Genomic DNA, 24,160 nt, shown 5'->3' with positions numbered 1-24,160 from the left:
TCAATTGTCTGTCCATCGATTCCGCCACTTCCCTTTTTACTCTTGACTCTTCGCCATGCTTCTGCAAGGATATCTGGTCGATATACCTTGTCATATAACGCATGAAATCGCCTTGTAGGGTTTTCCTTGGCACAAAGATATAAAGTTTTCCAGAGTTCTCGAGTTTTTACATTGGTGTAGTTAGCTAGTTTTCCAGCATTCACTACTCTTACCTCCTTTAAACTTGTGAACAAAGTAGGGGTCCTTCCCTAAACAACGTTATGTTGTCGTTGCCATCATCGGTAGTATGACCCCCTCCGACTCCCTCTTATCCATCCACCATTTCGTTTTCACTTATAGGTTTCTGCTTTACCTCGTAAGAAAGGTGATAAGGAGGGTCTCCCCAGTTCCATTAACTACTTTCCTAACATGTCGTTCCCCATACCCCGAGAGATTCTTGGGTGCTGCTCTTCCAAATTCTTCACACTTTCCTTGGTCTTCGCCCAAATTCACCAGGCTCGACATCTCCTTGTCCTCATATGGAGGTTTCTTTTGACGAGGCGGCAGGATTCACTTTATGTTACAACCTGTTAGGTTGCTCGCACTCTTGTAAGAGTTACTTTGTCACAGGGCTTCAACCTTAGGATTTCTCCACCAGTTGCCTGTCAGCTACCGAGCGTTTTGGCACTTACTCGGATTGGACTTTCACCAATTAGCAATTAACGGCTTGCTGGGCACGCTAAATTAAAAAAGACTGTAAGCAAACTCGATTTTATCGAGTTTGTCTACAGTCTGAGGTCAATCCTCCAAAGGATTGACCTAAAATCTTTATATGTTATTTAAATGTTACAACCACTTCATTCATATTCTCTATTTCATCCTTTACAAGCATCATAATTTTATTAGCAGATGATTTATCATGCTCTTTTGATGCCTTTACAGTAATTTTCACATTATTTCCTTCTGCACGTACTAAGGCATCCTCATATCCTTCAGATTTGATTAAAGTTTCTAGAATTGCTTCCTTGCGCGCTGCTTCATCTAATGCTTCCATTTCATCTTTTGCTTCACTTTTTTCTTCTGCAGAAACTTCACTGCTTGCTAACGTTGTTGCTAATTGCTCTTTTAATTTACTTCTGTCATCATCAAGTTGCATACGTAATTCTTCGAATAGTTCTTCACTAGTAACACTTGAAGTAACTGTTCCTCCGTCTTCAAACTCTTCTGTTTTCACTTCTGTATTCGAAGCAGACTCCTCTTTGTTATCCTCTTCAGCTACAGCAGATTCTTTGTTTTCAGTAGAAGCTTCATCCTTTGTTTCTTCTGCAGCCTCTAAGTTCTCTTGAGCTGTTTTATCCTCTGTTGCTTCCTCTTGTGCAGTATTTTCAGCTGTTTCTTTTTGAGTAGTATTTTCAGCTGTTTCTTTTTCTTCCTCTGTCATAACAATATTGCTAGACCCACCATCAGGAGAAGTAACATAGTAAACTGATAGTACCACCACTAAACTTAACATTGTCAATAACCAAACCGTTTGTTTCTTTAACATCATCTATTCATCCTCCTTCATTTTTTCGATGCTACTGCTACTCGATGACTAGGTACGCCTAGCACACGTGTAACAGAATCTATTATTGTTTTTTTTATGTGAATGTTGTCAGCACCAGCAGCAACAATTAGGACACCACGTATTTCTGGTTTCTTTGTTTGTACAACAATTGGCGCCTCTTTTTCCCCATCCTGGATGATAACAACTTGTTCATCAATCGATTGATCTTCTACTTCCCTTTTACCCCCATCACGATCTGTTTCCTTTGTAACCTGACTCTGAGAAACACTATTTTTTTCAACTATTTTTTGAGCAGTTGAATCAACATTTACTACAACCGATACTTTCCCAACACCCTCTATCGTTTCAAGTACGTCTTTCAGTTGACTTTCGTATTCTTCCTCGTACTCAGAGATGGAGCCGGTTCCTGTCGTTTCCGTTTGAGATTGTTTAAAAACTTCAGTTGTATCCTCTTTCTCAGCTGTAGAAGCAGGTAATGTATTATTTACCGTTTTGTCAGGCGAAAATAGATTGCTAACAATCATGATGGCAACACCTAGTACAAATACTAGAATAAAATAATGATATTTTGATGGTTTTTTAGAATCAGATTGGCCAAGAATAGACTTTAGCTTGTGAAGAAAGCCTTCTTTATTACTCATCTAATGACTCCTCCCCTCCTTCCAGTAGTAGTGTGATTTTTTCTTCTTCTACTTCCCAAATTTCAGCAAGGAATGCTGTCACTTCATTTGGATTTATTTTTGACTGCTCCACATCTGTTTCTAGTTCTTTTGTTGTATCAATTGTTACTGGTTGAACTGTTTCTATTGCTTCTTCCTCTACTGTTTCCTCTGCATTTTCCTTTAGTAGTACTTCGATTTGTGTTAAATCTTTTTGAGAATGAATTTGGTCTGCTTGTTTTGATTCAGAAAGAAGGATCTTATCAATTGTTACATCATATCTTTGCACCAGCTCCTCTTCTGCCATCGTTTTCATTTGGACAGCCATTTGTTCTAAAATATATGCACGTTGTGAAGCTTGTATTTCTTTTTTCTGAAATTCCATTGAATTTTTTATATCAGATTCTGTCGATGCTGAATTATTTACTTGAAATTGCTCAAGAACATCATTCATATCGGTTGTAAATATCCGAAAGATGGGATTAATGATGACAATGATTAGTAGTAGACTAATAACCATCTTGGCGTATTTCTGCATTGTAGAGTTGGGTAATAACAAATCAATAATGACTGCCAATAAAATAAATACGATGATATTCGTAATCCACTCTGTTAAAAATGCCAACATAACCCCCTCCTTTGATCTTGCAAAAAATCATTAAATCATCTTATCCTAACGCATCATAATCGTTAAATTTCCCGCAGCAATGATAACAGTGAGACAAAGAAAGAACATTAATGAGACGATAGCTAATGCTGCAAAAATATAAATGACACTTTTACTAATAATGTCTAAACACGCAATCACTGGTCCCCCACCTAACGGCTGCAAAATCGATGCTGCAAATTTATATATAAAAGCTAGAGACAGTACTTTGATTGCTGGAAATGCAACAATAATTAGGAGAATAGCAACTCCTATTACTCCAACTGTGTTTTTTAATAAAATTGAGGCACTAATAACCGTATCTGTTGCATCGGTAAACATCCTACCTAGTACTGGGATAAAGTTTCCTGTTATGAATTTTGCGGTCCGGATTGTGATTCCATCCGTTACAGCTGCCGATGCACCTTGAACAGAGATAACTCCTAAAAATATCGTTAAAAATGATGCTAACAGGCCAATGCTAATATTTCGCAAAAGTCCTGCAAGCTGAGTAACCTTATATTGATCTGTAAGTGTACTAACAATATTTAATAGCGCTGCTAAAAATAGTAAAGGGAGAACAATATTACTTATTAACAATCCACTAGTATTCATTAAAAATATGATAACCGGATGAAAAAACGCAGCAGATGCAATACCACCAGAAGATGCCATTAGTGCTAACAATAGAGGAATTAACGCAAGGATGAAATTCGTCATAGCCTGAATCGCCTCATTTGTATACTGAATAGCGACGTGAAAGCTATTTAATGCAATAATAATCAATACCATATAAACAAGTGCATAAGCCACTTTACTAACCGTACTTTGATTAAAAGCGTTTTGTAAAAGCTGTAAAAGCATGCTAAAGACTGTTAAAAGAATTAAAGTTCCTAATAGTTTTCCATTTGCGATGAGTTCATGAAATAAGTATTTTAAAAATGCTTTTAGCCATTCTTGGATACTTAATTCTTTTTCTCCACTTAAAAATTGAAGAAGGCTTCCCTTTTGACTCTCTGGCAAAAAACCTCCGTATTCTGTCATAACTCGATCCCAATACGTCTTAATATCACTGATTTCAAGTTTTTCAACTTGTTCCTCTACAATCACGCTAGGATCAATCGATGCTGGCTCTTCATTTTGTTGAGATTGAGGTTGGGGTGTTTCATTAGCTTGTACATTTATTGGGTTTACTAGAAATAGAACGAGTACAATAGAAAAGAGAGATAAACGCATTTATACACCTCCAACAGTATACAAAACTGAAAATCATTCAAGTTCCGGGAATCATGCTAAGTATTGTTTCGATAATGACGGTTAAAATCGGAATTGCCATTGTCAAAATGAGGATTTTACCTCCTAATTCAATCTTTGATGCAATCGCACCTTGTCCAGCATCTTTCGTTATTTGTGCACCAAACTCTGCTATATAGGCAATTCCAATGATTTTTAAGATAGTTTCTACGTATATGAGGTTTACATTTGCATTTGCGGCGATTCTTTCCACCATCCGGATGATTTCATATACTTTATCAATTAAAAATAAAAATATGACACAGCCTACAAAAACGACAAGTAAATAGGCAAACGTTGGCTTTTGTTCTTTTATGATGAGAGCGAGAAAGGTGGCAATTAGTCCTAACCCAACAATTTGTATAATTTCGATAAGAAGCCACCCCCTTATCCTTGAAAAAGAAAGACTGATTTAATCTTTTGGAATAAATCATCAACAATGGATGCAACCATAAATAATATGTAAATAAAACCTATAAGGGTTACCCATTGCGCATATTCCTTTTTACCCATTTGATCTAAAATTGTGTGAAGGAATGCAACGACGATTCCTATCCCGGCAATTTGAAAGATCGTATTTATATCAACGCCCATTGCTATAGCTCCCTTCAACTGCTACATCAATAAAATCACTAAGAGTAGACCAGATAGAACACCTAAACTTTTCACCATTTTTTCATACCTATTTTGCCGATCAACTGCATCCATTTCTTCACGTTCAAGATGTGTAAGTGCCAGCTTTATATGTTTTTGCTGAGATATGCGGTCATGCTTACCAAGTGTTTCACCAAATTGCTTAAGCACTTCATATTCGCCTTGCTTTAACGCTGTAGAACGCCATATCTCTTTAAGAGATTCTTCCCAGGCATCCTTTACATTCGTACGCCCTTTAAGAAGCTTTTTAGAAAATTGTTCAAAAAACGTCGATAACGGCTTTGGCATTTGCTTTGAAATATTTTGTGAAGCAACAATTAACGATGTGTGACCATACATAATCTCAGCCTCAAGGGATTGAAACGCAACTTTTAACTGTCTTAGTTGTCTTGTTCGCTGACTTAAATGCTTAGCAGCTTCAAACCCAGCCCATGTCGTTGTTATAATGATGAGAAAAGCTCCAATTAATTTCATCATTTAACGCACTCTTCTTTCCAACGTAAAATCTCTACCATTTTGATCAAGAATTTGCTGAACCGTTCCAGGTCCATCTTTTCTTGATAACTCTAAAAATCTATCAAAAACCTTTGCTTCAAATAGCATTTTTAAAGAGGGACGATTTTTTAATTCACTTGCATGATGACCATGAACTGAGACCAACAGTTGCACTCCTGCATGAACAGCTTCCATTACTGCGACAGCATCCTCCTTCGTTCCAATCTCATCGACTATTAACACATCAGGACTCATGGAGCGAATCATCATCATCATTCCTTCTGCCTTTGGACACGCATCAAGAACATCTACTCTTTCACCAAATTGATGTTGAGGAACGCCTTGGACACATCCTGCAATTTCAGATCTCTCATCAACGATGCAAACTTTTTTTGCTTCAATCTGCTTATAACCGCTACTTATTACCCTTGCAAAATCTCTTAGGAGTGTAGTCTTACCAGTTTGTGGTGGTCCAATTATCAATGTATTTAACCAATTCCCATCATATAGATATGGAATATACCTTTCCGAAATACCGATTCTTTCTTTTGCTATTCGAATATTAAACGATGTTACATCACGAATCGCCTTAACTCGTCCATTTTCTGTTATGACTCTTCCAGAAAGACCAACTCGGTGCCCACCTTTAACGGTTATATATCCCTTCCTTAATTCCTCTTCCAACGTATAAATTGAATAGTTGCTTAATTCATTCAACAAATTTATTGTGTCATCATATGTGACTTCATACGAAAGGTATATGGGCTTTCCAGCAATTATTACCTCTACTCTTTTCCTAATTCGAATGCGAATTTCTTCAATACGGGACATACTTTTTGGATGGAGCAGTTTGATTTGATAACTTATAGATTCTGGAAGCATCTCGATAATTTCCTTCATTTCGCTTCCCCCTAAATTCCGGTTCATTACTTTCAATGTATGCATGCTTGACCACATTCATGACTCATTTGTTCTATCCTTTTTATCGTTTCTATCTTCACTTCTTCTTTATTTATAAATACCAAAAAGGATGAAGAAGACGCCTAGACCGATAAAGAGCAGCTTTGCATATGATAACTGATCTGCAATTTGAAAGATTCCAATGGTCATTGTGACAATAAAAATCACAGGACCAACGATAGCCAATAATGAATTTATTGTGACCGCCTTTTTTACATCATTAACTACTAACATTAGAATCGCTGCTGTTAATTCAATTGATGCAGACAAAAAACGTAAGCCTGCCATAGTTAATACTGTCGAATCAATATGTGAAAACAAACGTCTCATAACTACCTCCTAAATAACTGTTTGTACAACATATGCGGTAGAAAAGTTTTTTAGACAATAAAGGTTATAGAAACATTTATTATTCGCTAAATTAAAAAAGAAAAAAGGAATGAATCTCCCTTTTTCTTATGCCATTTTTGCTTCTATTAAGTTTTCCTCTTTCAGATATAATTTTATCGACAAAACTTATGATGGGATTATAAATTATATTTATAATGTAAGAAGCTTCTATACATATGAGTAATAACCGAGGAAAGAGTAAAATTGGATATGTTGGAGAAAAAGTAAGCTCTGGAAAAAAGTAATATAAAAAAACATATGAGTACTTAAAAAGGATACCCTTTCCTCTCAATGCTACAGATCATTCCTTGAGAGTTCCATTTGATATTTCTGACAAATGTTTCTTATTAAGAACACGTCTGTACCATTCAACAATATTCAACATTTTATAGGTCTATAAACTAATATAACTTGTTATTTTTGAACAACTACATGTTAAATAATTTTGCTTTTCCCTTAATAAATCCACAAAATTAAAAGCGGTTAATGAAAGTAAGATCTTCAATAACCGCTTTTAAACTTATTTAATGAGACTATGATTGAATTTTATGTTATGCTCTTGAAACGTAAGATGCTTCACTTGTATTAATAATAAGGCGATCCCCTTGGTTTATAAAGAATGGCACTTGTACAGTTAATCCTGTTTCTAATGTTGCAGGTTTTGTTCCACCTGAAGCAGTATCACCTTTAATACCTGGTTCTGTGTCAACAACTTCTAATTCAACTGTATTTGGCAATTCAACCCCTAATGTTTCTGTACCAAACATGATGATTTGCACTTCCATATTTTCCTTTAAAAACTTTAATTCATACTCAATTTGAGATGAAGAAAGTTCGATTTGGTCATATGTTTCAGTATCCATGAAAGCATGTTGATCACCATTTGCATATAAATACTGCATTCTACGTGTTTCAATTTGTGCTTTAGCTACTTTTTCACCTGCACGGAATGTTTTTTCTTGAACTGCTCCTGTGCGAAGGTTACGAAGTTTTGAGCGAACAAATGCAGCTCCTTTTCCAGGTTTAACGTGTTGGAAGTCCATTACACGCCAAATGCCATTATCCACTTCAATTGTTAAACCTGTACGAAAATCATTTACTGAAATCATGAAAAAAGTCCTCCTAATAGCCTAAATAAGGGATTTGAAATGAAAACAAATATCTTGTCTACACTTCATTAAATAAAATTTATATGTAAAGAACAAGTCTTCCCTACCGATTATAAAATAATTAATTCTTTTGAAGAATGTGTTAATGATTCATTTCCATTTTCCGTAATAACTGTATCATCCTCTATTCTTACCCCACCAAGCTCTGGTATATAGATACCTGGTTCAACTGTTACAACCATACCTGGTTGAAGAATAGTGTCTGAGCGATAAGACAATGCTGGCCCTTCATGAACTTCCATACCAAGCCCATGTCCTGTTGAATGACCAAAATATTCACCATAACCATGTTCAGAAATATAATCGCGAGTTAAAGCATCCGCCTCTTTTCCTGTCATACCTGGTTTTATACCATTCATCCCACGGAGTTGTGCCTCAAGAACGATTGAATAAATCTTTTTCAATTCATCACTTGGCTGCCCAACAGCAAATGTTCTCGTAATATCTGAACAATACCCTTTGTAGTATGCACCAAAATCTAACGTAACAAAATCGCCTTTTTCGATTTCTTTTTCACTCGCGACACCGTGCGGTAATGCGGAACGATAACCAGACGCAACGATGATATCAAAGGACGAAGATACAGCACCATTTTTTCTCATAAAAAATTCAAGTTCATTTGATACGTCAATTTCCCTTACTCCAGGTTTTACGAAAGTTAAAATATGTTTATATGCTGCATCTGCAATCTCTGCTGCTTCCTTTAATATCTTAATCTCTGCTGGAGACTTAATCAAGCGTAACTTTTCTACAGCTCCTGATACAGGAATAAATTCAACTGAATTTAACACCTTTTTATAGTTTGAATACTCCTGATATGTAAGATGATCCTGCTCAAAGCCAAGCTTTTTTATCCCTAACTTACTTACAAGCTGAGCAACCTCTTCACTTAAGGGGCCTGTATGCTGAACAATTTCATATTCTTTTACTTGCTTTGCCGCCTGCTCAGTGTAGCGAAAATCTGTCATAAAAACGGCTTTATCTTCTGAAATTAAAGCTATACCTGAAGTTCCAGTAAAGCCTGTCATGTATCTACGATTATATTCACTTGTAATTAACAAGCCATCAATCGATAGCTCTTTAAACCGATTACGAATCTTATCTAATTTCATCCTTGTTTCCCTCCTACTTTATCCATTAATGCTCGTATAGCAAGGATATATCCTATAAAGCCTAACCCAATAATCTGTCCCATTGTAACAGGTGCTGTAACAGATGTATGACGAAATTCTTCACGAGTATGAACATTTGATATATGTACTTCAATTACAGGTAATTGAATACTTGCAATCGCATCACGAATTGCATAACTATAATGTGTAAAAGCTCCAGGATTTATCACGATTCCATCGTATTGATTCACAGCTTCATGAATCGCGTCGATTAAATCACCTTCATGATTAGATTGGAAACAAACGATTTCTATTTGCTCATTTTCAGCAAATGCCAGTAAATCCTGTTCTAAATCTGTTAAAGTCTTCGAACCGTATATTCCTGGCTCCCTTAGGCCTAACAGGTTTAAATTTGGTCCATTAAGCACTAAAAACTTCAATTTCCTCACCTCATTCCAAAAATATTTTTAAACTAGAAAAAAGAATGTTCAGTTTATGAACATTCTATCATATCTCTACAGTAAGGTACTATGATTTCATTTTATGCTCTTATCAGCAGCTGTTAATTCATTATAATCAAAGGAAATTGAATACCCAACAAATAATCCATACAGTATATAAATGCAAACGGAAGTTACGATTGTACCTCTTGACAATTCAAAAATTTCTTTTAAATCGGGAAACATCGGATTAAGGATAAAAAAAACGATTCCCCATAAGATTGCACCATATAAAATCCCTATCCACATCGAACGAAATCGTTTAAATACAGCATAATAAACAAATGCAACACCGATAGAAATTAAGCCTATAAGGATAATGCCAATAAACTCACCAAGAGTATGATTTTTCCAACTACCTAAAGCAATCGGTTGTAAAATAAGCTTAGGACTAATTTCAATAAAATTTAATACAAATGCAATATAAGCAATGAAACTCCAAAAAATCCCGCCAAACAACCCTGTTGTAACGACCTTGCTTACTTGTGACATTTTAGGCTCTATGTTATTTTGCTCTAACCTTTTGTCATCCTTGTCAACATGTTCTTTTATTTCTTTGTCTTCTGCCATGTAAGGACACCTCCATTTATACTATGTCCATTTTTAAAGAAGACATGTTTTTAACTTTTTTAATATTTTTTTCATAACAATGACTAGCAGAAATATCCATGGGTATAATGATATTATTAATTTTGTTAAAGGATGAGCTATTTGGTTCATATATTAATAGCTACATGACCTGTTCTAAAAGCTCTAGAGGTTTTTGAGAAAGTTCTGTATGATAGAAGTAAAAGAATGAACTATGACTGATTTCAAAATTCATTCATAATAGATGGGATATAATTATAATAATAAGCATTGTTCAAGCTATCCATTAAGTATTTTTGCAACATATAAGAAATCTTCACTTCAATAAAAAGAGATTTATTATGGAATACGCTTTCAAGCCATCACACCTAATAGCATATATATAAAATATGTCAGTTACAATTTTTTGTAAAATGGATGATTATTACTATACTAGAATAAGTCCCTCTACAAAAGGATGTGCTTTAGAAGTTGATCCTGTAATAATATGCATTTTCCCACCATGGATTTATGCTATAAGGATTGATGGAGATTAGATAATAAAAAGAAAATACCTTCTTAACAAAAAGTGGAATCCCTTTTTCTTAAAAAGGATGAAACACTGTAACAAGCTACTCCTTTATTTTTGTTTCGTAAGGTTTACTGTGGATTGGTAACTTATAGGAGGTGGTAAAATGAATCAAAATATCATGAAAGGTATCATTGTAGCAATTCTTATTTTAGGAGTCATTGGAATCATTTCCAACCCTTTTTGGTTATTTAGACAAATCGCATTTATGGCAATCCTTGCGATAATCATTTATCTCGTTTACCGTCTTTTTATGAGGAAAAGAATGGGTAAGGAATATGCTTCATATCTGAAAGCTGCAAAACAATCTAAAAAACGATTCAATGACAAGGGAAATCGCCAATCAAATATTCGTAGTTTTTCTCAGGCAAAAAAACAGACAAAAGCCTCTGCAATAAAAAAGAAAAAACAGTCAACACACCTAACTGTTATCGAAGGAAAAAAGGGTAAAAAGAAAAATAGAGCACATCTTTAATACGTCCATGTTTTTAAAAATTCGATTGTTCGCTTTTCACCTAGCTCAATTAGAGCTAGTTTTTTTTCTTCATCTAATGAAAATTCTGTCGTCACAATATCATCTACTGGAATAAAGATAATATCTTTTTCATGCCTACTTGAAATATGACGACTATCATGAGCATCTTTCATTGTTTCAAAAAGTGCACTAAACAATTCGATAGCATTATTTATTTTTCGTTTTGGGCGTTCAGTTTCTTTCATGCTTAATTTAATTCCAAGTACTGGCCTCGATTTCGTTTTATTTGTCTTTTTATCTTGTTGAAAAAGCCAAATCGGAAAATTACTTAATACTCCTCCATCGACTATAATATTTGTTCCTGTAGATGAAGCTAATCGAACTGGTTCAAAAAAATAAGGTAAGCTACAACTCATCCTTACTGCTCTTGCGACTGAAAATGATTCCGGGTGGATACCATATTTATGGAGGTCATCTGGGAGAACTATTAATCTACCGTTCGTTAAATCTGAGGCTATCACCCTAAATGAACCTTTTGGTATATCTGCAAATGTAACAATCCCTTTATTCTTTAATTTCATAACAAGCCATTCCTCAAGCTTATTCCCTTTATATAAGCCTAAATTCCAATATAATGAGAGCCATTTCGTAAGCGAAAAAGGAATTAACGATTTCCTTTCATCTAGAAACATTTTCAAATCAATTTCTTCCATCATCTCTAATATTTCATCAGCAGTATATCCAGCTATTACAAATGCAGAAATAATTGACCCTGCACTAGTTCCAGCCAATCGTTTGAATTTAAATCCTTTCATTTCAATTGCTTTGAATGCTCCAATAAGAGCAAAACCTTTAATTCCTCCTCCAGAAAACACACCGTCTATGTACATTTTCTCTCCCCTCCCACACATCTTCCTATAATAGTGTAAGAACAGAGAAAGCAATTTAGACCTGTTGAAAATAAGAAAACCTTAAACTATTTAAACTACTGTCTTTGTATAAACCTACCTATTCCTACCTCAAGTATTTTTTTCAACTTGCGGCTTAGAAGTAGTCGTTTTGGTCGCTTTCCTCGTGCAGCGATTGCTTTCCGCGGGATGGATATTTAGCTCAACATGAACCTATCCATGCATTCTACAGGAGTCTTACAATTACGCTCAAATCAACCTTTACAACGTTTATTAAAACAACACTATTTTAGAAAAGAGTAAAATAAAAAGAGAGGATAAGTTCATTAACATATCCTCTCTTCCCATATCCTAATCATCACTTTTTTGTATATTCCTCAATGTCGAAACTCTTTGCTCATCTTCTTCGAAAAATTGGACTAGATCTCCAATACGATCAATTGCATTCCAGCTTAAGTGATGCTCTATTCCCTCTACATCATTATATATTTTATCCTCATCTACCCCTATGATTCTTAAAAATTGTTCGAGAAGGTCATGACGATAAACGAGTCTTTTTCCTGTCTTTTTACCTTTGTTTGTTAATACAAGTCCACGGTATTTTTCATAAATTAAATAATCATCTTTATCTAATTTTTGAACCATTTTTGTAACAGAGGAGGGGTGAACTGCCAAAGCCTCAGCAATATCTGAAACACGTGCATATCCTTTATCTTCTATTAATAAATAAATTTGTTCTATATAATCTTCCATACTTGGTGTTGGCATAAAGTTCCCTCCAAATTGCGCCGTCTTTAAACGAAATCAAATTAATTTTACATGAGAAATGAGTGCATGACAAGGAAGAAAAGCTTAATAGCCTTTAGTTAATTAGGAGGCACAAAAATTGCAGCCGCCCTTGTCATTTAATCTTTTTAAAGCCGCTTACACGATCTCTAAATGTGAACACAAAGAATTTGATATTTCTTTTCATTCTGAAAAAAGAGTCTGACGATATGTCAGACTCCCTAAATCAAGATTTATAAGCCACACTTTAATTGGGCACCACAACTAGTACAAGTATTACATCCGCCTAAATCCTCGACTGTACCTTCTCGACAAACCGGACATGTATTCCCAACCTCATTACCGATAGTAACATCAGTGGAACGAAGGTCATTGATTGTATCTACTAATACAACCTTCCCTTTTTCCTTATTGTCAACATCTTCGACATCGTCAAATGTATTTTCTTCTGCCTTTAATGTTAATACTTGTGTATCTCGGCTACCGTCAACATAAACGGTACCACCTTTAGCTCCACCTTTGTATAATCTCTCATATACTTTTTCAACTTGGTCAACAGTATATCCTTTAGGAGCATTTACTGTCTTACTAATCGAGCTATCAATCCAACGCTGAATTACACATTGTACATCGGCATGCGCTTCAGGAGCTAATTCCATCGCAGATACGAAAAATGATGGTAAGTTATTTGGATCCGCTTCTGGATGGCGATCTAAATATTCTTGTACGATATCTGCTTTTACTTCAATAAATTTCCCTAATCTACCGCTTCTGAAATATGAGAATGAAAAATATGGCTCTAATCCTGTTGACACGCCAACCATAGTTCCTGTAGAACCTGTTGGAGCAACTGTTAACAAATGAGAGTTACGAATACCATATTGTTTAACACCTTCACGAATATCTTCAGGCATTTTACTCATAAATCCAGTTTGTGTAAATGCTTCACGAAGACGTGTTGTCTCCCCCTCTTCTTCACCGACTAAGAAAGGAAAACTACCTTTTTCTTTCGCTAATTCTATAGAAGCACGATAAGCAGTTGTCGCGATTGTCTCAAACACTTTATCAACTAACTCATTACCTTTTTCAGAACCATATTCTGTTTCACAGTAAATAAGTAGGTCATGTAACCCCATTACACCTAAACCTACACGACGTTCACCAAGGGCTTGGTGTTTGTTTTCAGGTAGAAAATAAGGTGTTGCATCAATGACGTTATCCTGCATGCGAACTCCGATTTCAACTGTTTTTCTTAATTTTTCAAAATCAACAGTCTTTGTTTCCTTATTCGCCATTTCAGCTAAATTTACCGCCGCTAAATTACAAACAGAATATGGAGCAAGTGGTTGTTCACCACATGGATTCGTTGCTACAACCTGTTGACCATATGCTTTTGCATTTGTCATATCATTCGCATTATCAATAAAGAAAATTCCTGGCTCAGCAGAATACGTTGCACATATGTTGATTAGATTCCACAAGTCTCTTGCTCTAATTTTACGATACGTACGAACTTTATATCCTTGCTTTTCCCATTCACGAACATCTCCGACTTTATGCCAATTTTCATTGTAGGCTTTCATATTCTCTTCATCGTAGCTTTCTACGTCTGGGAAACGTAGTTCATACTCAGCATCCTTTTCAACAGCATCCATAAAATCTTTTGTTAAAGTAACTGAAATATTAGCACCCGTTAAAAACTCTGGATTATGAACACTATATGTTCCACCCGTACGAAGCTTTAATTCCGCTTCTTTAATGATTTTTTCACTGAATCCACCAGTTCCAGGTATTTGTTTGTAATTAACAATCCCCTGATACATATCGATTTCTTGTTGAGTTAACGGTGTGAATTTTAGTTTATCTTGTGCATATTTCTTAATTGCTTCATCTTTTGTATTTTCAATTAAATAGCGCAAAATTCTAGGGTTTTGCATTTTAGATATTATAAATTCGATGATATCAGGATGCCAATCTGCAAGCATAATCATCTGTGCACCACGCAATTTGTTACTCCTCATTCGTTAGAGGGGCTAGGTCATTTCTGCCTAACTCTCATGCTTTCACATGAGTTCGGACTATATCATCAAGGAATATTCATTCCCTGTCTCGTACCTCAAAAGAAGTTCTTCTTTTGATCTACTTATACCTTATTGTTAAAACGTAGGTACTTTCGATAGTCTCTGAACGTTCATCTTAGTTTCCTAAGATGCTTCGCTGCTGATTGCCCATTATTTATATTCATCATTTTCAAACCTTCACGGTCACTGTTGCCAGTCACGTTGTGGTTGATGAATCTTTAGGGTGTTCCAGCAATTCACGAGATTTTATTCCCGCCGTGTGGATTTAAGATTTAACGGGAACCACCTTGCTCAACAAGATGTGTTAATTTAGCGATATCATCTAACCAAGATACCGAACCAGATGATTTACCATTTACACCACGTGCAAGTGTATTTCGAGGACGCAATGTTGAACCATTTGTTCCAACTCCACCACCACGACTCATAATCTCCATTACTTGTTTCCGATGCTCAGAAATTCCTTCACGGGAGTCTTTTACAAATGGCATAACATAACAGTTAAAATACGTTACATCAGTGCCTGCCCCAGCTCCATATAAGACACGTCCTGCTGGGATAAAATTCAAATTCACTAGCTCTTGATAAAACTTTTCAAACCATTCTTTACGCTTTGCTTCCGTTTTTTCTACCGATGCCAATCCTGTCGCGTTACGTTTTGCAATTTGTTCGTAATAGATTTCAAGTGGTTTTTCAATGACGTCTAAAGAGCGTTTCACAATTCCTGTTTCAACTTCCTCAGGATTATCTAGTGAGTGGCGATACTCTTCTTCAACTAGCACACTTGCCGTTTTCGTTTGCCAATCAATTTCTCTAACATATCCAAGTCCACGTGCAGGAAACTTAGGATCCTCTTTTATTGTTAAAACAACAAAATCCCCTTCTGATAATGTAATCTTCTCTGTATCCTTAAACGTATAACGATCAAGCATAACCAGCCTTGATACACCTTTATGGGTCAACTTCATATCATCTGTTATAGGATGGACTTGTGGAAATGCAGAAATATCTTTATTTAACTTTTCTACATTTAGTTCCATCTTTTGCTCTGTAACAACAGTCATTGTAACAACTCCTTGTTCTATCTCTCTATTAAATCTTCTGATTAAATTTATCACATCGCACCAAACAATTCAATATATAGTATCTGTTTTTTTAAACATAATACTATATGTAGTTTTCAGTTCAACAAACTAGTAATTTGTCAAATTACTAACTCATTAAAAACATAAGAAATAATGAGTTATTATTAGATTACATGTCGAAAAATGCATTTTTTGAAGGATTTTGTCTCTTGCACAAACTAAAATATCTAAAACACTACTCCTTTATAGGTTTTCTTTCGTGTTTGTCGAATAATTTTTATCTGATTTAGTATGCTGTTGGACTATATCCTTTAAATATGGATGGTTGTATTTCCTTGTTTATATTGTTTGCAATCGATTCTAGATTTGATAAATTTTTAGTTTCAACTAAACATTTGCTAATAGCATAACAAACGGAACGAATGTTCGCAAGAGAAATGCGCAACCATTCGGATTGCGCATTATTGCTTATCTTTTATAATTCCATTCATCCGTCTCATATTTTTCTTTAGCAATTTTCTCTACTACTATAATTTCTTCCTTTGTAAGCTCATAAGGTTCTAACTCAATATTTAAACCTTCTTCAAAACCTTTTTTAAACGCTTCTTTTGCTTCTGTAATGGTTACCGGCTTTTCTCGTAAGGAATTTGCCGCAACCGCCTTATCTTTAAAAGCACGCTGCATTCTTTCTCTTACACGATCATTTGGATATTTAAATAAATCGAAAAGCATATCTTCATCTAAATCAAGGAGAATTGAGCCGTGTTGTAAGATAACACCTTTTTGTCGCGTTTGCGCACTCCCAGCTACCTTTCTTCCCTCAACAACAAGCTCATACCATGAAGGTGCATCAAAACATACTGCTGAACGAGGTGATTTCAACCCTTGTTTTTCCTCATCTGTCCGAGGAATAGAAAAATATGCATCTAATCCGAGATTTTTAAACCCTTCTAATATACCTTCTGAGATAACTCGATATGCCTCAGTAACTGTTTTTGGCATATCTGGATGTTCCTCAGATACGATGACACTATATGTAAGCTCTTTATCGTGGAGAACCCCTCTTCCACCTGTTGGGCGTCTTACAAAGCCTAATCCATATTTTTTAACTGCTTCTAAATTAATTTCCTTCTCAACTTTTTGAAAATAACCAATAGATAATGTTGCAGGATCCCATCCATAAAACCGGATTGTTGGAGGAATTTTCCCTTCACTATGCCAATCAAGCAACGCTTCGTCTAATGCCATATTAAAGGTTGGAGAGCAGTTACCCGAATCAATAAATCGCCATACTTCTTTTGCCATATTGTAACCCTTCTTCACAAAAAATTTTCTATTTTAGTCTAGCAGAACTTCAATAAGAAGAAAATAATATTGCATGATTAGCTAATGACATTTTAGTGAAGCTCTTATATAATAATAAAAGTCTATAAAAGTTCCTAAGAACTTATTTTTTAATATTGAAAATGAGATTACAACATAAAGGGAGCGAAAAAATTGTCAATTTCAACTTGGATTCTTATCATTTTAGCAGTAGCGCTAATTGGTTATGCTGTGTTTACCTTTTTCTATCAAAGAAAAATAATGAAACAGTTAACAGAAGAGGAATTTCGTGCTGGATATCGTAAAGCACAATTAATTGATGTTCGGGAACCTAATGAATTTGAAGCTGGCCATATTTTAGGAGCAAGAAACATCCCTCTTTCCCAGCTTCGTCAGCGTTACAAAGAAATAAGACAAGACCAGCCTGTATACTTATATTGTCAAAATACAGTACGTAGTGGTCGAGCAGCTCAAATGCTGAGAAAAAAGGGCTATACTGATCTTAACTGTCTGAAAAGCGGCTTTAAAGGTTGGACAGGCAAGATTAAAAAGAAAAACTAATGAAAAAAGCAAACTTATTCATCATTTGATGATATAGAGTTTGCTTTTTTTTGCTTAATTCAAGGATAGTTAAACCGAATTATTTAGCAAAGCCAATAAGCTGCTTTAACATAGCTATACCTGATTTCTGCTCTTGCTTATTGCGAACTTGTCTATCTTGATATTGTTTTAAAAACGCTAAAAATCTTTCCTCACGTTCATCTGTTTTCTTCAAAATAATTTCCCGTTCTTGGCGAATTGCCTCTTTATATAGTTCACGTTCTTCCTTTGAAGTAATAGATAAACTCGTAATCATTTCCTGTACATCTGAAAACTCAATTCTAGCAACTTCTGTTTGTAATTTCGCCGTGTCGACAATCTTCTGTTGAACAGCCTCAATGATAGTTGCTTCTAGTTTAGATAGTCGATCATTTATATTGAGTAACTCCTTGACTTCTGCTGATTCTATAAAGTCAGAAATCCTATTAAGAGAATTTTTTAATTTATCGTTATCTTCGGTAGATTGACTTTCGACATGATGCATAGCCGTTTGCTTCTTCAGTAATTGCTTAATTGTCATCGTATCAAGATGGTTATCTTTAAATGATTTTATCTTCCTAAACATTTCAATGTTTTCTGCAGACACTAATCTTGAATTGTTACTATCCCTTTCTATTGTTAAAAACTCTGAAAATTCATTCTCCCAGCTTTTTAAGATAAATACTTTTTCCCCTATCAATGAAGCAGCTTTAGAAATTGTTACATACTTTGTTGTCATTCTCTCCACCAACCCTTTATCTATTTACTTTATTTACTTAATTCTTCGTAGTAACTAGCAAATTCCTTCAAGACGACAAAGCTTCTAAAAACTAGTCATATTCTTTAAAGAAATTGGGGAATTCGGCAAGAATAGCTAAATATTCTTTTTTATTTGAAATGGTATTTCAGCAATACATGATTTCTTAGATATTCGGAAAGTCTAAACTACACATATAATTATTAAATTTGGTTATACTATGAAAATCAAAAAAAGACTTTCGGATATCACTTCAAGCGATACTAAAGATACTAGCCTCAACCAATGAAAGGATTGTCATTAATATGAATGTAAAGATTAACTTTGATTCAAGCTGGCAGGAAGAATTTTTCACAAAGTTAAATAGTGATGGACCTTGGGCAAACTGGGACCTTTATAAGCTAGCATATGAGGTCCAACAACAAACAGTTGTCCCTTCATTTACTGGCTTGCAGGCACCAAAGCATCTACCGAATTTTACACCTTTACCACATCAATTAGAGGTCGCACAAAGAGTAGTGGAGAAAATGAACGGAAAAGCTATTCTAGCAGATGAAGTTGGTTTAGGTAAAACAATTGAAGCAGGATTAATTTTAAAAGAATATATGATTCGTGGACTTGTCAAAAAAGTACTAATTTTAGTTCCAGCATCACTTGTTTCCCAATGGGCAAAAGAACTGAATGAAAAATTTTTTATCCCTGCTGTTGAACAAAAAAAGAGCTATGTATGGGAATCATGTGATGTCGTTGTTTCATCGATTGATACAGCAAAGCGCAGTCCTCATCGTGAAATTGTTACAGAACAACCATATGATTTAATTATTATTGATGAGGCACATAAGTTAAAAAATAATAAAACCAAAAACTATGAATTTGTACAAAATTTAAAAAAGAAATATTGCTTACTTTTAACAGCAACACCTGTCCAGAATAGAATTGAAGAAATTTTCAACCTTGTTTCACTCTTAAAGCCTGGGCATTTAGGAAATGAGTCTTACTTTAGTGAAGCATTCTCAGCAAAAGAACGCTCTCTTGAAGACCATGAACACTTACGAGAGCTTATCGACAAGGTCATGATTCGAAACCGCCGCGGAGATACTGGTATCGATTGGCCAAAACGACATGTTGAAACCGTCCCAATTCAATTCTCAGAGACTGAACAACGATTATATGACACCATTACATCTTTGCGTGATTCTAACCAATTTTCAGCTTTTGCTTTTTCAATTATGACTCTTCAGCGTGAGGCATGCAGCAGCCGTGAAGCTGTCTATATGACATTGAAGAAAATGCTTGATCGCTCTGAAGAAGCTGAAAATATCTTACCAAATGATGTAATAAAAAATATAATGGTCGCAATTGACGGTGTCACCCAAAATTCAAAAGCCCTTAAAGTTGTTGAACTAATTAAAAAAATAAATGATAAAGTTATAATCTTTACCGAATATCGAGCAACACAATTTTATTTACAATGGTTTTTGAAACAGAACGGAATAACCTCTGTACCGTTTCGTGGAGGATTCAAACGCGGCAAAAAGGATTGGATGAAAGATTTATTTAAAAATCAAGTCCAGGTGTTAATAGCTACAGAGGCAGGTGGTGAAGGGATAAATTTACAGTTCTGTCACCATATCATAAATTACGATCTCCCATGGAACCCAATGAGACTCGAACAAAGAATTGGACGTATACACCGTTTAGGTCAAGAACATGACGTACACATTTACAATATGGCAACGAAGAATACTGTAGAAGAGCATATTTTAAAACTATTATATGAAAAAATTCATTTGTTTGAAAAAGTAATTGGAGAGTTAGATGAAATTTTAACAAGGTTAGAAATAAAAAATTTTGAGGAGCATGTTCAGGAAATTATGTATCACTCAAAATCTGATGGTGAAATGAAAATTAAAATGGAAAACTTAGCATCAATATTAGATTTTGCCCAAAAATCACAAGAAGAACAAAAACGAAAAGCAACTTGATTGCAAGAGGTGGAAAAAATTAGATGGAACAACAAAAAATACACAACTTTCTTGAAAGTTTTTTTAACGCTAACTCCTGTGAACTAATAGAAAATAACCCTGGTTACTTAACAGTGCAACTTACGATAGAAATGGATAAGGAGCTAATGAATCGTCCATTCTATTGGCATTATCTTGAAAAAACAAACGGTGTACCTAACCCAATGAAACTAACATTTATTACAGACAAACAAAAAGCCCCTTCCGATCTAAAAGGTGAATTTATGCATTTTGGTTCACCACGGCTTCATCAAATCTTTCAAGCAACAAAACGGTTAGGCAGGTTTATCCGCTTATACGAAAAAGTTGAACATGAGAATAACGGAAACATTGCCTTACAACCCTGGATCGGTGTAAATATCATTGTTTCCTATCAGTGTGATATGAAAAAAGACGAAATTCATTCAATTGGTCTACATTTAGTTAGTGGGACACTTGTAGAGGGTTTCCAAGAAAAATTAGAAAAACTTAATCTAACACCCAAAATACCTGACTTTTGTTTTACAATGACTCCATTAATAAAACCACAAAGTGGATTAAAGAGAATTGAACAATTCATTGAACAATATGTTAAAAGTCAGGATCATTCATGGGCTGATTCAGCGAGAAAAAGATGGGAAGATGACCTAAAGCTACTAGACCATTTTTACGAGGACATTGAGGAAAAACCTGATTGTTACACATTAGAAAAAGAAGCATTACGTGAACTATATGAACCACATATTCATATTAATATCCAAAACGGTGGGATCTTCTTTCTAACGCAAAATGCTATATTTAAGTAACTTCAAGTAGCAGTTGGTCTTCCAATTGCTTTTTTCTCTTTGTTTAAAGGACAAAACGTTAAAAATCATCCACTCTAACAAAATTCACTATTCTTCGACAACATTCAACATCCCTTACATAAGGTTACTTTAAGTTCATTTAAAGATTCCTTAAATTACCATAACAACATCTGATTTTTAGCGCATTTTCAGGCATTAATACCTATGTATTATTACAAATAGATTACAAATGACGAAGAATAATAAAATTTTACTCCCTCGACACCAATCAACAAACATTCTGAAAATTTATTTTTATAATAGAGATTGTAGTCAAAAAGTCTATTTCTACAGAGGACTTTTGATTTATATAATGAAAACGTTAATATGAACAGATAAAGGCAAACCTATTGAAAAATTGGGACGCAAAGTCACAGGTCTAATGTATCGTACATACTATGACGGCTGGACTGCCTGGAATACATCAAAGTATTTTAGGAGGGGTACATATTGAATAGTGAGCTTATTGATAAAATTAAAAAGGATGGACAATTAGATCGTGAATGGGTTGAAATGATTTTAGAGGCTCTCGAGCTAGGGATTAGTATCGAGGAAATAAAAGAGTTTTTTTCAAAAGCAGAACATCCTCCTAAATAATAGAACTATTTGATATAATTTTTTTCTTATTATGTTCTCCATATAAAACCTTTCCTTCTTTATATGTTATACTATAACTAACAAAAAGGAAGGTGACTTGACGTGATTGGTCCTAGAATAAAAAAATATCGGACACAGAAAAATTTATCATTATCTGAATTAGCAGAAAGAGCAGGAGTTGCAAAATCTTATCTTAGTTCCATTGAACGCAATCTCCAATCCAACCCTTCTGTTCAATTTTTAGAAAAGGTTTCTGCAGTGCTTGGAGTGTCTGTAAATGTACTTCTAGATAAAAATGAAAATGACTCAAATGAACTAGACTATGAATGGACGAAATTAGTGCAAGATGCCATGAAATCCGGTGTATCTAAAGAACAATTTCGGGAATTCTTAGAATTTAATAAATGGAAGCTTAAGAATGAAACAAATAAATAATGTACATAAGCATAATTGGTGAAATTTCACTAATTATGCTCTTTATTTGTTCTTTATAATGAACTTCTCTTGAAATTGTCAAAATAGATATTTTCCTGTCACTTTTTATTTCTTTTCAGCAAGTACTATAATCGTTATACTTACTATAGAAAATGATAGCAAAACCTTCAATTAACTCGTTCTTAATAAAACGCTAATATATTTCTAGTTTATTGAAAAGTTATCACTGGAAGAAGGAAGAAAAGGTTGGTGACTCATGCAATTTAATCAAGACACGATCGATTTATTGCTCCATACAATTAAAACATATGGCTGGATGGATCTTCCAGCATCAAGTATGTCGATGTATCCATTTATAAAAGAAGGAAATATTTGCAGATATACTAAATTTGATCTAAAAACAGTTAAACGGGGTGATATCCTTCTTTACTATACATCCTCTGGGCAATTGCTAACACACCGTTTATTATACATAGATAAAGCGAATCCAAAATATGTATTCTTAAAAGGTGATTTAAATTCAAAAAGTATTGGTCCAATTGAAATAAATCAAATTATTGGTAAGCTTATTACAATTGATAAAAAGAAAAAGAAGGTTTATTCAAATGATTTAAAAGCAATACTTTGGGGCTATTTCATTACCAAGTTTCCATTTCTCTCCAATATAATTAAGATTTATATCCGATTTAAGAATAAGTTTAGAAAAAGGCTATCATCCATTTAAAAATTATCATTGTATTATTCACCTCTATTTTTAAAGCTAATTAAATTTATTTCTGGAGTATTAAATAACCGGAATCCTAAAAAGGAGATGGCTTTACTACTTCCTAACCCTGCACTAACATATTGTTTAGTTTGCCGATATTCCCATAAGCCTTTTACTCGATCTGAAGGAGGAAATAAACCACCATGTTTATAATAAGGCTCTGGTACAAATAATGCTCCAAGAAAAGGTAATCTTATTTGTCCGCCATGATAATGTCCTGCCATAATTAAATCAAAATTATGAAACTTCATATTAGGATTTGCTTTAATTTGGTCAATTTGGATATCAACAATTGGATAATGTGTCAATCCAATAAGCACATCTTGTTCTGTTAAATTGTTTAAGATCGACATATCATTTCGTGCTAATTGCAATGCTTCAATTCCACCTATCTCGCTCTTATTATTCTCTGCCTGTAATGACTTTTTAAAATCCACAAAGTAAACTTTTGAACCTCCTTTTGTAATTGAATAATTCGAATCCAATAATTTTATTCCTCGAGATTCCAATCCTTGTATAAATTCATGTTTTTCACTTCTATTCTTTCTAACATTAAAGCTTTTAACAGGATCAGTATTACCTGGGACAAATAATGCATGCTCCTTATTTCGAATCCCTTCAAATAACATATAAATCGGATCATAATTCAGACTATTTTGATCAGCTAATAAATCTCCCGTTATTACGAGCGAATCATATTGTAAGGAATTAACTAATTCGATCAATTTTTTCTGATTCTTCCCAAATTCTTTTTCATGCAAATCAGAAATTTGCAATATTGTAAATCCCTCTAATTCTTGAGGTAAATCTTTAATCAAAACTTCCTCCTCGGTGACAATAATTCTATTATTATCCCAAATTGTATATCCAATAAGAAACAATACGAACATAAAAATTGCTAGAATCAAGTATCTAATACGTCTTTTCAAGAGCAAAACTC

The 24,160-nt window shown here is 34.4% G+C and carries 26 protein-coding genes, 2 pseudogenes and 1 riboswitch; of the genes and pseudogenes, 7 read left to right on the top strand and 21 right to left on the bottom strand.

The window, feature by feature from the left end; all coding sequences use genetic code 11:
• From ACTJJ9_RS16000 to ACTJJ9_RS15935, 14 genes are all read right to left on the bottom strand, one after another.
• On the bottom strand, nt 1-233 hold a 233-nt coding region (locus ACTJJ9_RS16000; protein WP_440768718.1), incomplete at its 3' end, for a hypothetical protein.
• Between the two features lie 581 nt (nt 234-814).
• The gene (locus ACTJJ9_RS15995; protein ID WP_145583477.1) at nt 815-1,528 is read right to left on the bottom strand and encodes a SpoIIIAH-like family protein; all 714 of its coding nucleotides are present in this window, start codon (nt 1,526-1,528) and stop codon (nt 815-817) included.
• Nucleotides 1,529-1,542: 14 nt separating this feature from the next.
• Complete coding sequence (gene spoIIIAG, locus ACTJJ9_RS15990; RefSeq protein ID WP_095299878.1) at nt 1,543-2,187, bottom strand: stage III sporulation protein AG; 645 nt, start codon at nt 2,185-2,187, stop codon at nt 1,543-1,545.
• Nucleotides 2,180-2,833 (bottom strand): stage III sporulation protein AF, encoded by a 654-nt coding sequence (spoIIIAF, locus tag ACTJJ9_RS15985; protein ID WP_440768717.1) that lies wholly within the window; start codon nt 2,831-2,833, stop codon nt 2,180-2,182. Before spoIIIAF ends, spoIIIAG begins: the two co-directional genes overlap by 8 nt.
• Nucleotides 2,834-2,878: 45 nt before the next feature.
• Nucleotides 2,879-4,087 carry a stage III sporulation protein AE gene (spoIIIAE, locus tag ACTJJ9_RS15980; RefSeq protein ID WP_095299876.1) on the bottom strand — a complete coding sequence of 403 codons (1,209 nt, stop codon included), beginning with the start codon at nt 4,085-4,087 and terminating at the stop codon, nt 2,879-2,881.
• 37 nt (nt 4,088-4,124) lie between these two features.
• The gene (spoIIIAD, locus tag ACTJJ9_RS15975) at nt 4,125-4,517 is read right to left on the bottom strand and encodes a stage III sporulation protein AD (protein ID WP_370877245.1); all 393 of its coding nucleotides are present in this window, start codon (nt 4,515-4,517) and stop codon (nt 4,125-4,127) included.
• A gap of 14 nt (nt 4,518-4,531) precedes the next feature.
• Nucleotides 4,532-4,738, bottom strand: coding sequence for a stage III sporulation protein AC (gene spoIIIAC, locus ACTJJ9_RS15970; RefSeq protein ID WP_095299874.1), 207 nt, complete (start codon nt 4,736-4,738; stop codon nt 4,532-4,534).
• A gap of 21 nt (nt 4,739-4,759) precedes the next feature.
• A complete protein-coding gene (gene spoIIIAB, locus ACTJJ9_RS15965) occupies nt 4,760-5,275 on the bottom strand; it encodes a stage III sporulation protein SpoIIIAB (RefSeq protein ID WP_095299873.1) in 516 nt (171 codons plus the stop codon).
• Nucleotides 5,276-6,193, bottom strand: coding sequence for a stage III sporulation protein AA (gene spoIIIAA, locus ACTJJ9_RS15960; protein WP_095299872.1), 918 nt, complete (start codon nt 6,191-6,193; stop codon nt 5,276-5,278).
• Between the two features lie 108 nt (nt 6,194-6,301).
• Nucleotides 6,302-6,583, bottom strand: coding sequence for a YqhV family protein (locus tag ACTJJ9_RS15955; RefSeq protein ID WP_095299871.1), 282 nt, complete (start codon nt 6,581-6,583; stop codon nt 6,302-6,304).
• A gap of 611 nt (nt 6,584-7,194) precedes the next feature.
• Nucleotides 7,195-7,752 carry an elongation factor P gene (gene efp / locus ACTJJ9_RS15950; protein WP_095299870.1) on the bottom strand — a complete coding sequence of 186 codons (558 nt, stop codon included), beginning with the start codon at nt 7,750-7,752 and terminating at the stop codon, nt 7,195-7,197.
• A gap of 110 nt (nt 7,753-7,862) precedes the next feature.
• A complete protein-coding gene (locus ACTJJ9_RS15945) occupies nt 7,863-8,924 on the bottom strand; it encodes a M24 family metallopeptidase (RefSeq protein WP_145583481.1) in 1,062 nt (353 codons plus the stop codon).
• Nucleotides 8,921-9,364 (bottom strand): type II 3-dehydroquinate dehydratase, encoded by a 444-nt coding sequence (gene aroQ, locus ACTJJ9_RS15940; protein WP_095299868.1) that lies wholly within the window; start codon nt 9,362-9,364, stop codon nt 8,921-8,923. Before aroQ ends, ACTJJ9_RS15945 begins: the two co-directional genes overlap by 4 nt.
• Before the next feature lie 96 nt (nt 9,365-9,460).
• Complete coding sequence (locus tag ACTJJ9_RS15935; protein WP_145583483.1) at nt 9,461-9,994, bottom strand: YqhR family membrane protein; 534 nt, start codon at nt 9,992-9,994, stop codon at nt 9,461-9,463.
• A gap of 692 nt (nt 9,995-10,686) precedes the next feature.
• Between ACTJJ9_RS15935 and ACTJJ9_RS15930 the strand changes: the two genes are divergently transcribed.
• Entirely contained in the window at nt 10,687-11,055 is a 369-nt protein-coding gene (locus ACTJJ9_RS15930; RefSeq protein ID WP_145583485.1) for an SA1362 family protein, read from the top strand.
• Here ACTJJ9_RS15930 and ACTJJ9_RS15925 read toward each other — a convergent pair.
• From ACTJJ9_RS15925 to ACTJJ9_RS15905, 5 genes and pseudogenes are all read right to left on the bottom strand, one after another.
• A complete protein-coding gene (locus ACTJJ9_RS15925) occupies nt 11,052-11,945 on the bottom strand; it encodes a patatin-like phospholipase family protein (protein WP_145583487.1) in 894 nt (297 codons plus the stop codon). The genes ACTJJ9_RS15930 and ACTJJ9_RS15925 overlap by 4 nt on opposite strands.
• Nucleotides 11,946-12,314: 369 nt before the next feature.
• Entirely contained in the window at nt 12,315-12,731 is a 417-nt protein-coding gene (gene mntR / locus ACTJJ9_RS15920; protein WP_145583490.1) for a transcriptional regulator MntR, read from the bottom strand.
• 251 nt (nt 12,732-12,982) lie between these two features.
• Nucleotides 12,983-14,752 (bottom strand): annotated as a pseudogene (locus ACTJJ9_RS15915) (vitamin B12-dependent ribonucleotide reductase); the annotation flags it as partial.
• Nucleotides 14,753-15,105: 353 nt separating this feature from the next.
• Nucleotides 15,106-15,894: pseudogene (locus ACTJJ9_RS15910) on the bottom strand (ribonucleotide reductase N-terminal alpha domain-containing protein); the annotation flags it as partial.
• Nucleotides 15,895-16,383: 489 nt separating this feature from the next.
• The gene (locus ACTJJ9_RS15905) at nt 16,384-17,220 is read right to left on the bottom strand and encodes a lipoate--protein ligase family protein (protein ID WP_095299861.1); all 837 of its coding nucleotides are present in this window, start codon (nt 17,218-17,220) and stop codon (nt 16,384-16,386) included.
• A 198-nt stretch (nt 17,221-17,418) separates the two neighbouring features.
• Between ACTJJ9_RS15905 and ACTJJ9_RS15900 the strand changes: the two genes are divergently transcribed.
• The gene (locus ACTJJ9_RS15900; RefSeq protein WP_141231505.1) at nt 17,419-17,799 is read left to right on the top strand and encodes a rhodanese-like domain-containing protein; all 381 of its coding nucleotides are present in this window, start codon (nt 17,419-17,421) and stop codon (nt 17,797-17,799) included.
• 79 nt (nt 17,800-17,878) lie between these two features.
• On the opposite strand, the gene ACTJJ9_RS15895 is transcribed toward ACTJJ9_RS15900, so the two are convergent.
• A complete protein-coding gene (locus ACTJJ9_RS15895) occupies nt 17,879-18,556 on the bottom strand; it encodes a MerR family transcriptional regulator (protein WP_145583492.1) in 678 nt (225 codons plus the stop codon).
• Between the two features lie 323 nt (nt 18,557-18,879).
• On the opposite strand from ACTJJ9_RS15895, the gene ACTJJ9_RS15890 reads away from it, so the two are divergent.
• From ACTJJ9_RS15890 to ACTJJ9_RS15870, 5 genes are all read left to right on the top strand, one after another.
• Complete coding sequence (locus tag ACTJJ9_RS15890) at nt 18,880-20,559, top strand: SNF2-related protein (protein WP_145583494.1); 1,680 nt, start codon at nt 18,880-18,882, stop codon at nt 20,557-20,559.
• Nucleotides 20,560-20,582: 23 nt separating this feature from the next.
• Entirely contained in the window at nt 20,583-21,383 is an 801-nt protein-coding gene (locus tag ACTJJ9_RS15885; RefSeq protein ID WP_145583496.1) for a YqhG family protein, read from the top strand.
• Nucleotides 21,384-21,752: 369 nt separating this feature from the next.
• Nucleotides 21,753-21,840: riboswitch (cyclic di-GMP riboswitch) on the top strand.
• A 32-nt stretch (nt 21,841-21,872) separates the two neighbouring features.
• The gene (locus ACTJJ9_RS15880; protein WP_095299857.1) at nt 21,873-22,019 is read left to right on the top strand and encodes an anti-repressor SinI family protein; all 147 of its coding nucleotides are present in this window, start codon (nt 21,873-21,875) and stop codon (nt 22,017-22,019) included.
• A 102-nt stretch (nt 22,020-22,121) separates the two neighbouring features.
• Nucleotides 22,122-22,454: a helix-turn-helix domain-containing protein gene (locus tag ACTJJ9_RS15875; protein ID WP_095299856.1), complete on the top strand. Its 333-nt coding sequence runs from the start codon at nt 22,122-22,124 to the stop codon at nt 22,452-22,454.
• 256 nt (nt 22,455-22,710) lie between these two features.
• Nucleotides 22,711-23,178, top strand: a complete 468-nt coding sequence (locus ACTJJ9_RS15870; protein ID WP_145583498.1) for a S26 family signal peptidase — start codon at nt 22,711-22,713, stop codon at nt 23,176-23,178.
• 14 nt (nt 23,179-23,192) lie between these two features.
• Here the strand turns inward: ACTJJ9_RS15870 and ACTJJ9_RS15865 are convergent, their stop codons facing one another.
• Nucleotides 23,193-24,149: a metallophosphoesterase gene (locus ACTJJ9_RS15865; RefSeq protein ID WP_145583501.1), complete on the bottom strand. Its 957-nt coding sequence runs from the start codon at nt 24,147-24,149 to the stop codon at nt 23,193-23,195.
• Nucleotides 24,150-24,160 lie beyond the last annotated feature (11 nt).

This window comes from Metabacillus sp. 22489 (assembly GCF_052044855.1).
Taxonomy (GTDB): Bacteria; Bacillota; Bacilli; order Bacillales; family Bacillaceae; genus Metabacillus; species Metabacillus niabensis.
This window is presented reverse-complemented; position numbering and strand designations above follow the sequence as displayed.

Bases quoted from the DNA above. Each gene is read 5' to 3' on its own strand.
- ACTJJ9_RS15870 (WP_145583498.1), top strand. From the start codon at position 22,711: ATGCAATTTAATCAAGACACGATCGATTTATTGCTCCATACAATTAAA.
- ACTJJ9_RS15885 (WP_145583496.1), top strand. From the start codon at position 20,583: ATGGAACAACAAAAAATACACAACTTTCTTGAAAGTTTTTTTAACGCT.
- spoIIIAF (WP_440768717.1), bottom strand. From the start codon at position 2,833: ATGTTGGCATTTTTAACAGAGTGGATTACGAATATCATCGTATTTATT.
- ACTJJ9_RS15925 (WP_145583487.1), bottom strand. From the start codon at position 11,945: ATGTACATAGACGGTGTGTTTTCTGGAGGAGGAATTAAAGGTTTTGCT.
- ACTJJ9_RS15995 (WP_145583477.1), bottom strand. From the start codon at position 1,528: ATGATGTTAAAGAAACAAACGGTTTGGTTATTGACAATGTTAAGTTTA.
- ACTJJ9_RS15955 (WP_095299871.1), bottom strand. From the start codon at position 6,583: ATGAGACGTTTGTTTTCACATATTGATTCGACAGTATTAACTATGGCA.
- spoIIIAC (WP_095299874.1), bottom strand. From the start codon at position 4,738: ATGGGCGTTGATATAAATACGATCTTTCAAATTGCCGGGATAGGAATC.
- ACTJJ9_RS15935 (WP_145583483.1), bottom strand. From the start codon at position 9,994: ATGGCAGAAGACAAAGAAATAAAAGAACATGTTGACAAGGATGACAAA.
- spoIIIAA (WP_095299872.1), bottom strand. From the start codon at position 6,193: ATGAAGGAAATTATCGAGATGCTTCCAGAATCTATAAGTTATCAAATC.
- ACTJJ9_RS15930 (WP_145583485.1), top strand. From the start codon at position 10,687: ATGAATCAAAATATCATGAAAGGTATCATTGTAGCAATTCTTATTTTA.
- spoIIIAG (WP_095299878.1), bottom strand. From the start codon at position 2,187: ATGAGTAATAAAGAAGGCTTTCTTCACAAGCTAAAGTCTATTCTTGGC.
- spoIIIAB (WP_095299873.1), bottom strand. From the start codon at position 5,275: ATGATGAAATTAATTGGAGCTTTTCTCATCATTATAACAACGACATGG.
- spoIIIAE (WP_095299876.1), bottom strand. From the start codon at position 4,087: ATGCGTTTATCTCTCTTTTCTATTGTACTCGTTCTATTTCTAGTAAAC.
- ACTJJ9_RS15905 (WP_095299861.1), bottom strand. From the start codon at position 17,220: ATGGCAAAAGAAGTATGGCGATTTATTGATTCGGGTAACTGCTCTCCA.
- ACTJJ9_RS15895 (WP_145583492.1), bottom strand. From the start codon at position 18,556: ATGACAACAAAGTATGTAACAATTTCTAAAGCTGCTTCATTGATAGGG.
- mntR (WP_145583490.1), bottom strand. From the start codon at position 12,731: ATGCCAACACCAAGTATGGAAGATTATATAGAACAAATTTATTTATTA.
- ACTJJ9_RS15890 (WP_145583494.1), top strand. From the start codon at position 18,880: ATGAATGTAAAGATTAACTTTGATTCAAGCTGGCAGGAAGAATTTTTC.
- efp (WP_095299870.1), bottom strand. From the start codon at position 7,752: ATGATTTCAGTAAATGATTTTCGTACAGGTTTAACAATTGAAGTGGAT.
- ACTJJ9_RS15945 (WP_145583481.1), bottom strand. From the start codon at position 8,924: ATGAAATTAGATAAGATTCGTAATCGGTTTAAAGAGCTATCGATTGAT.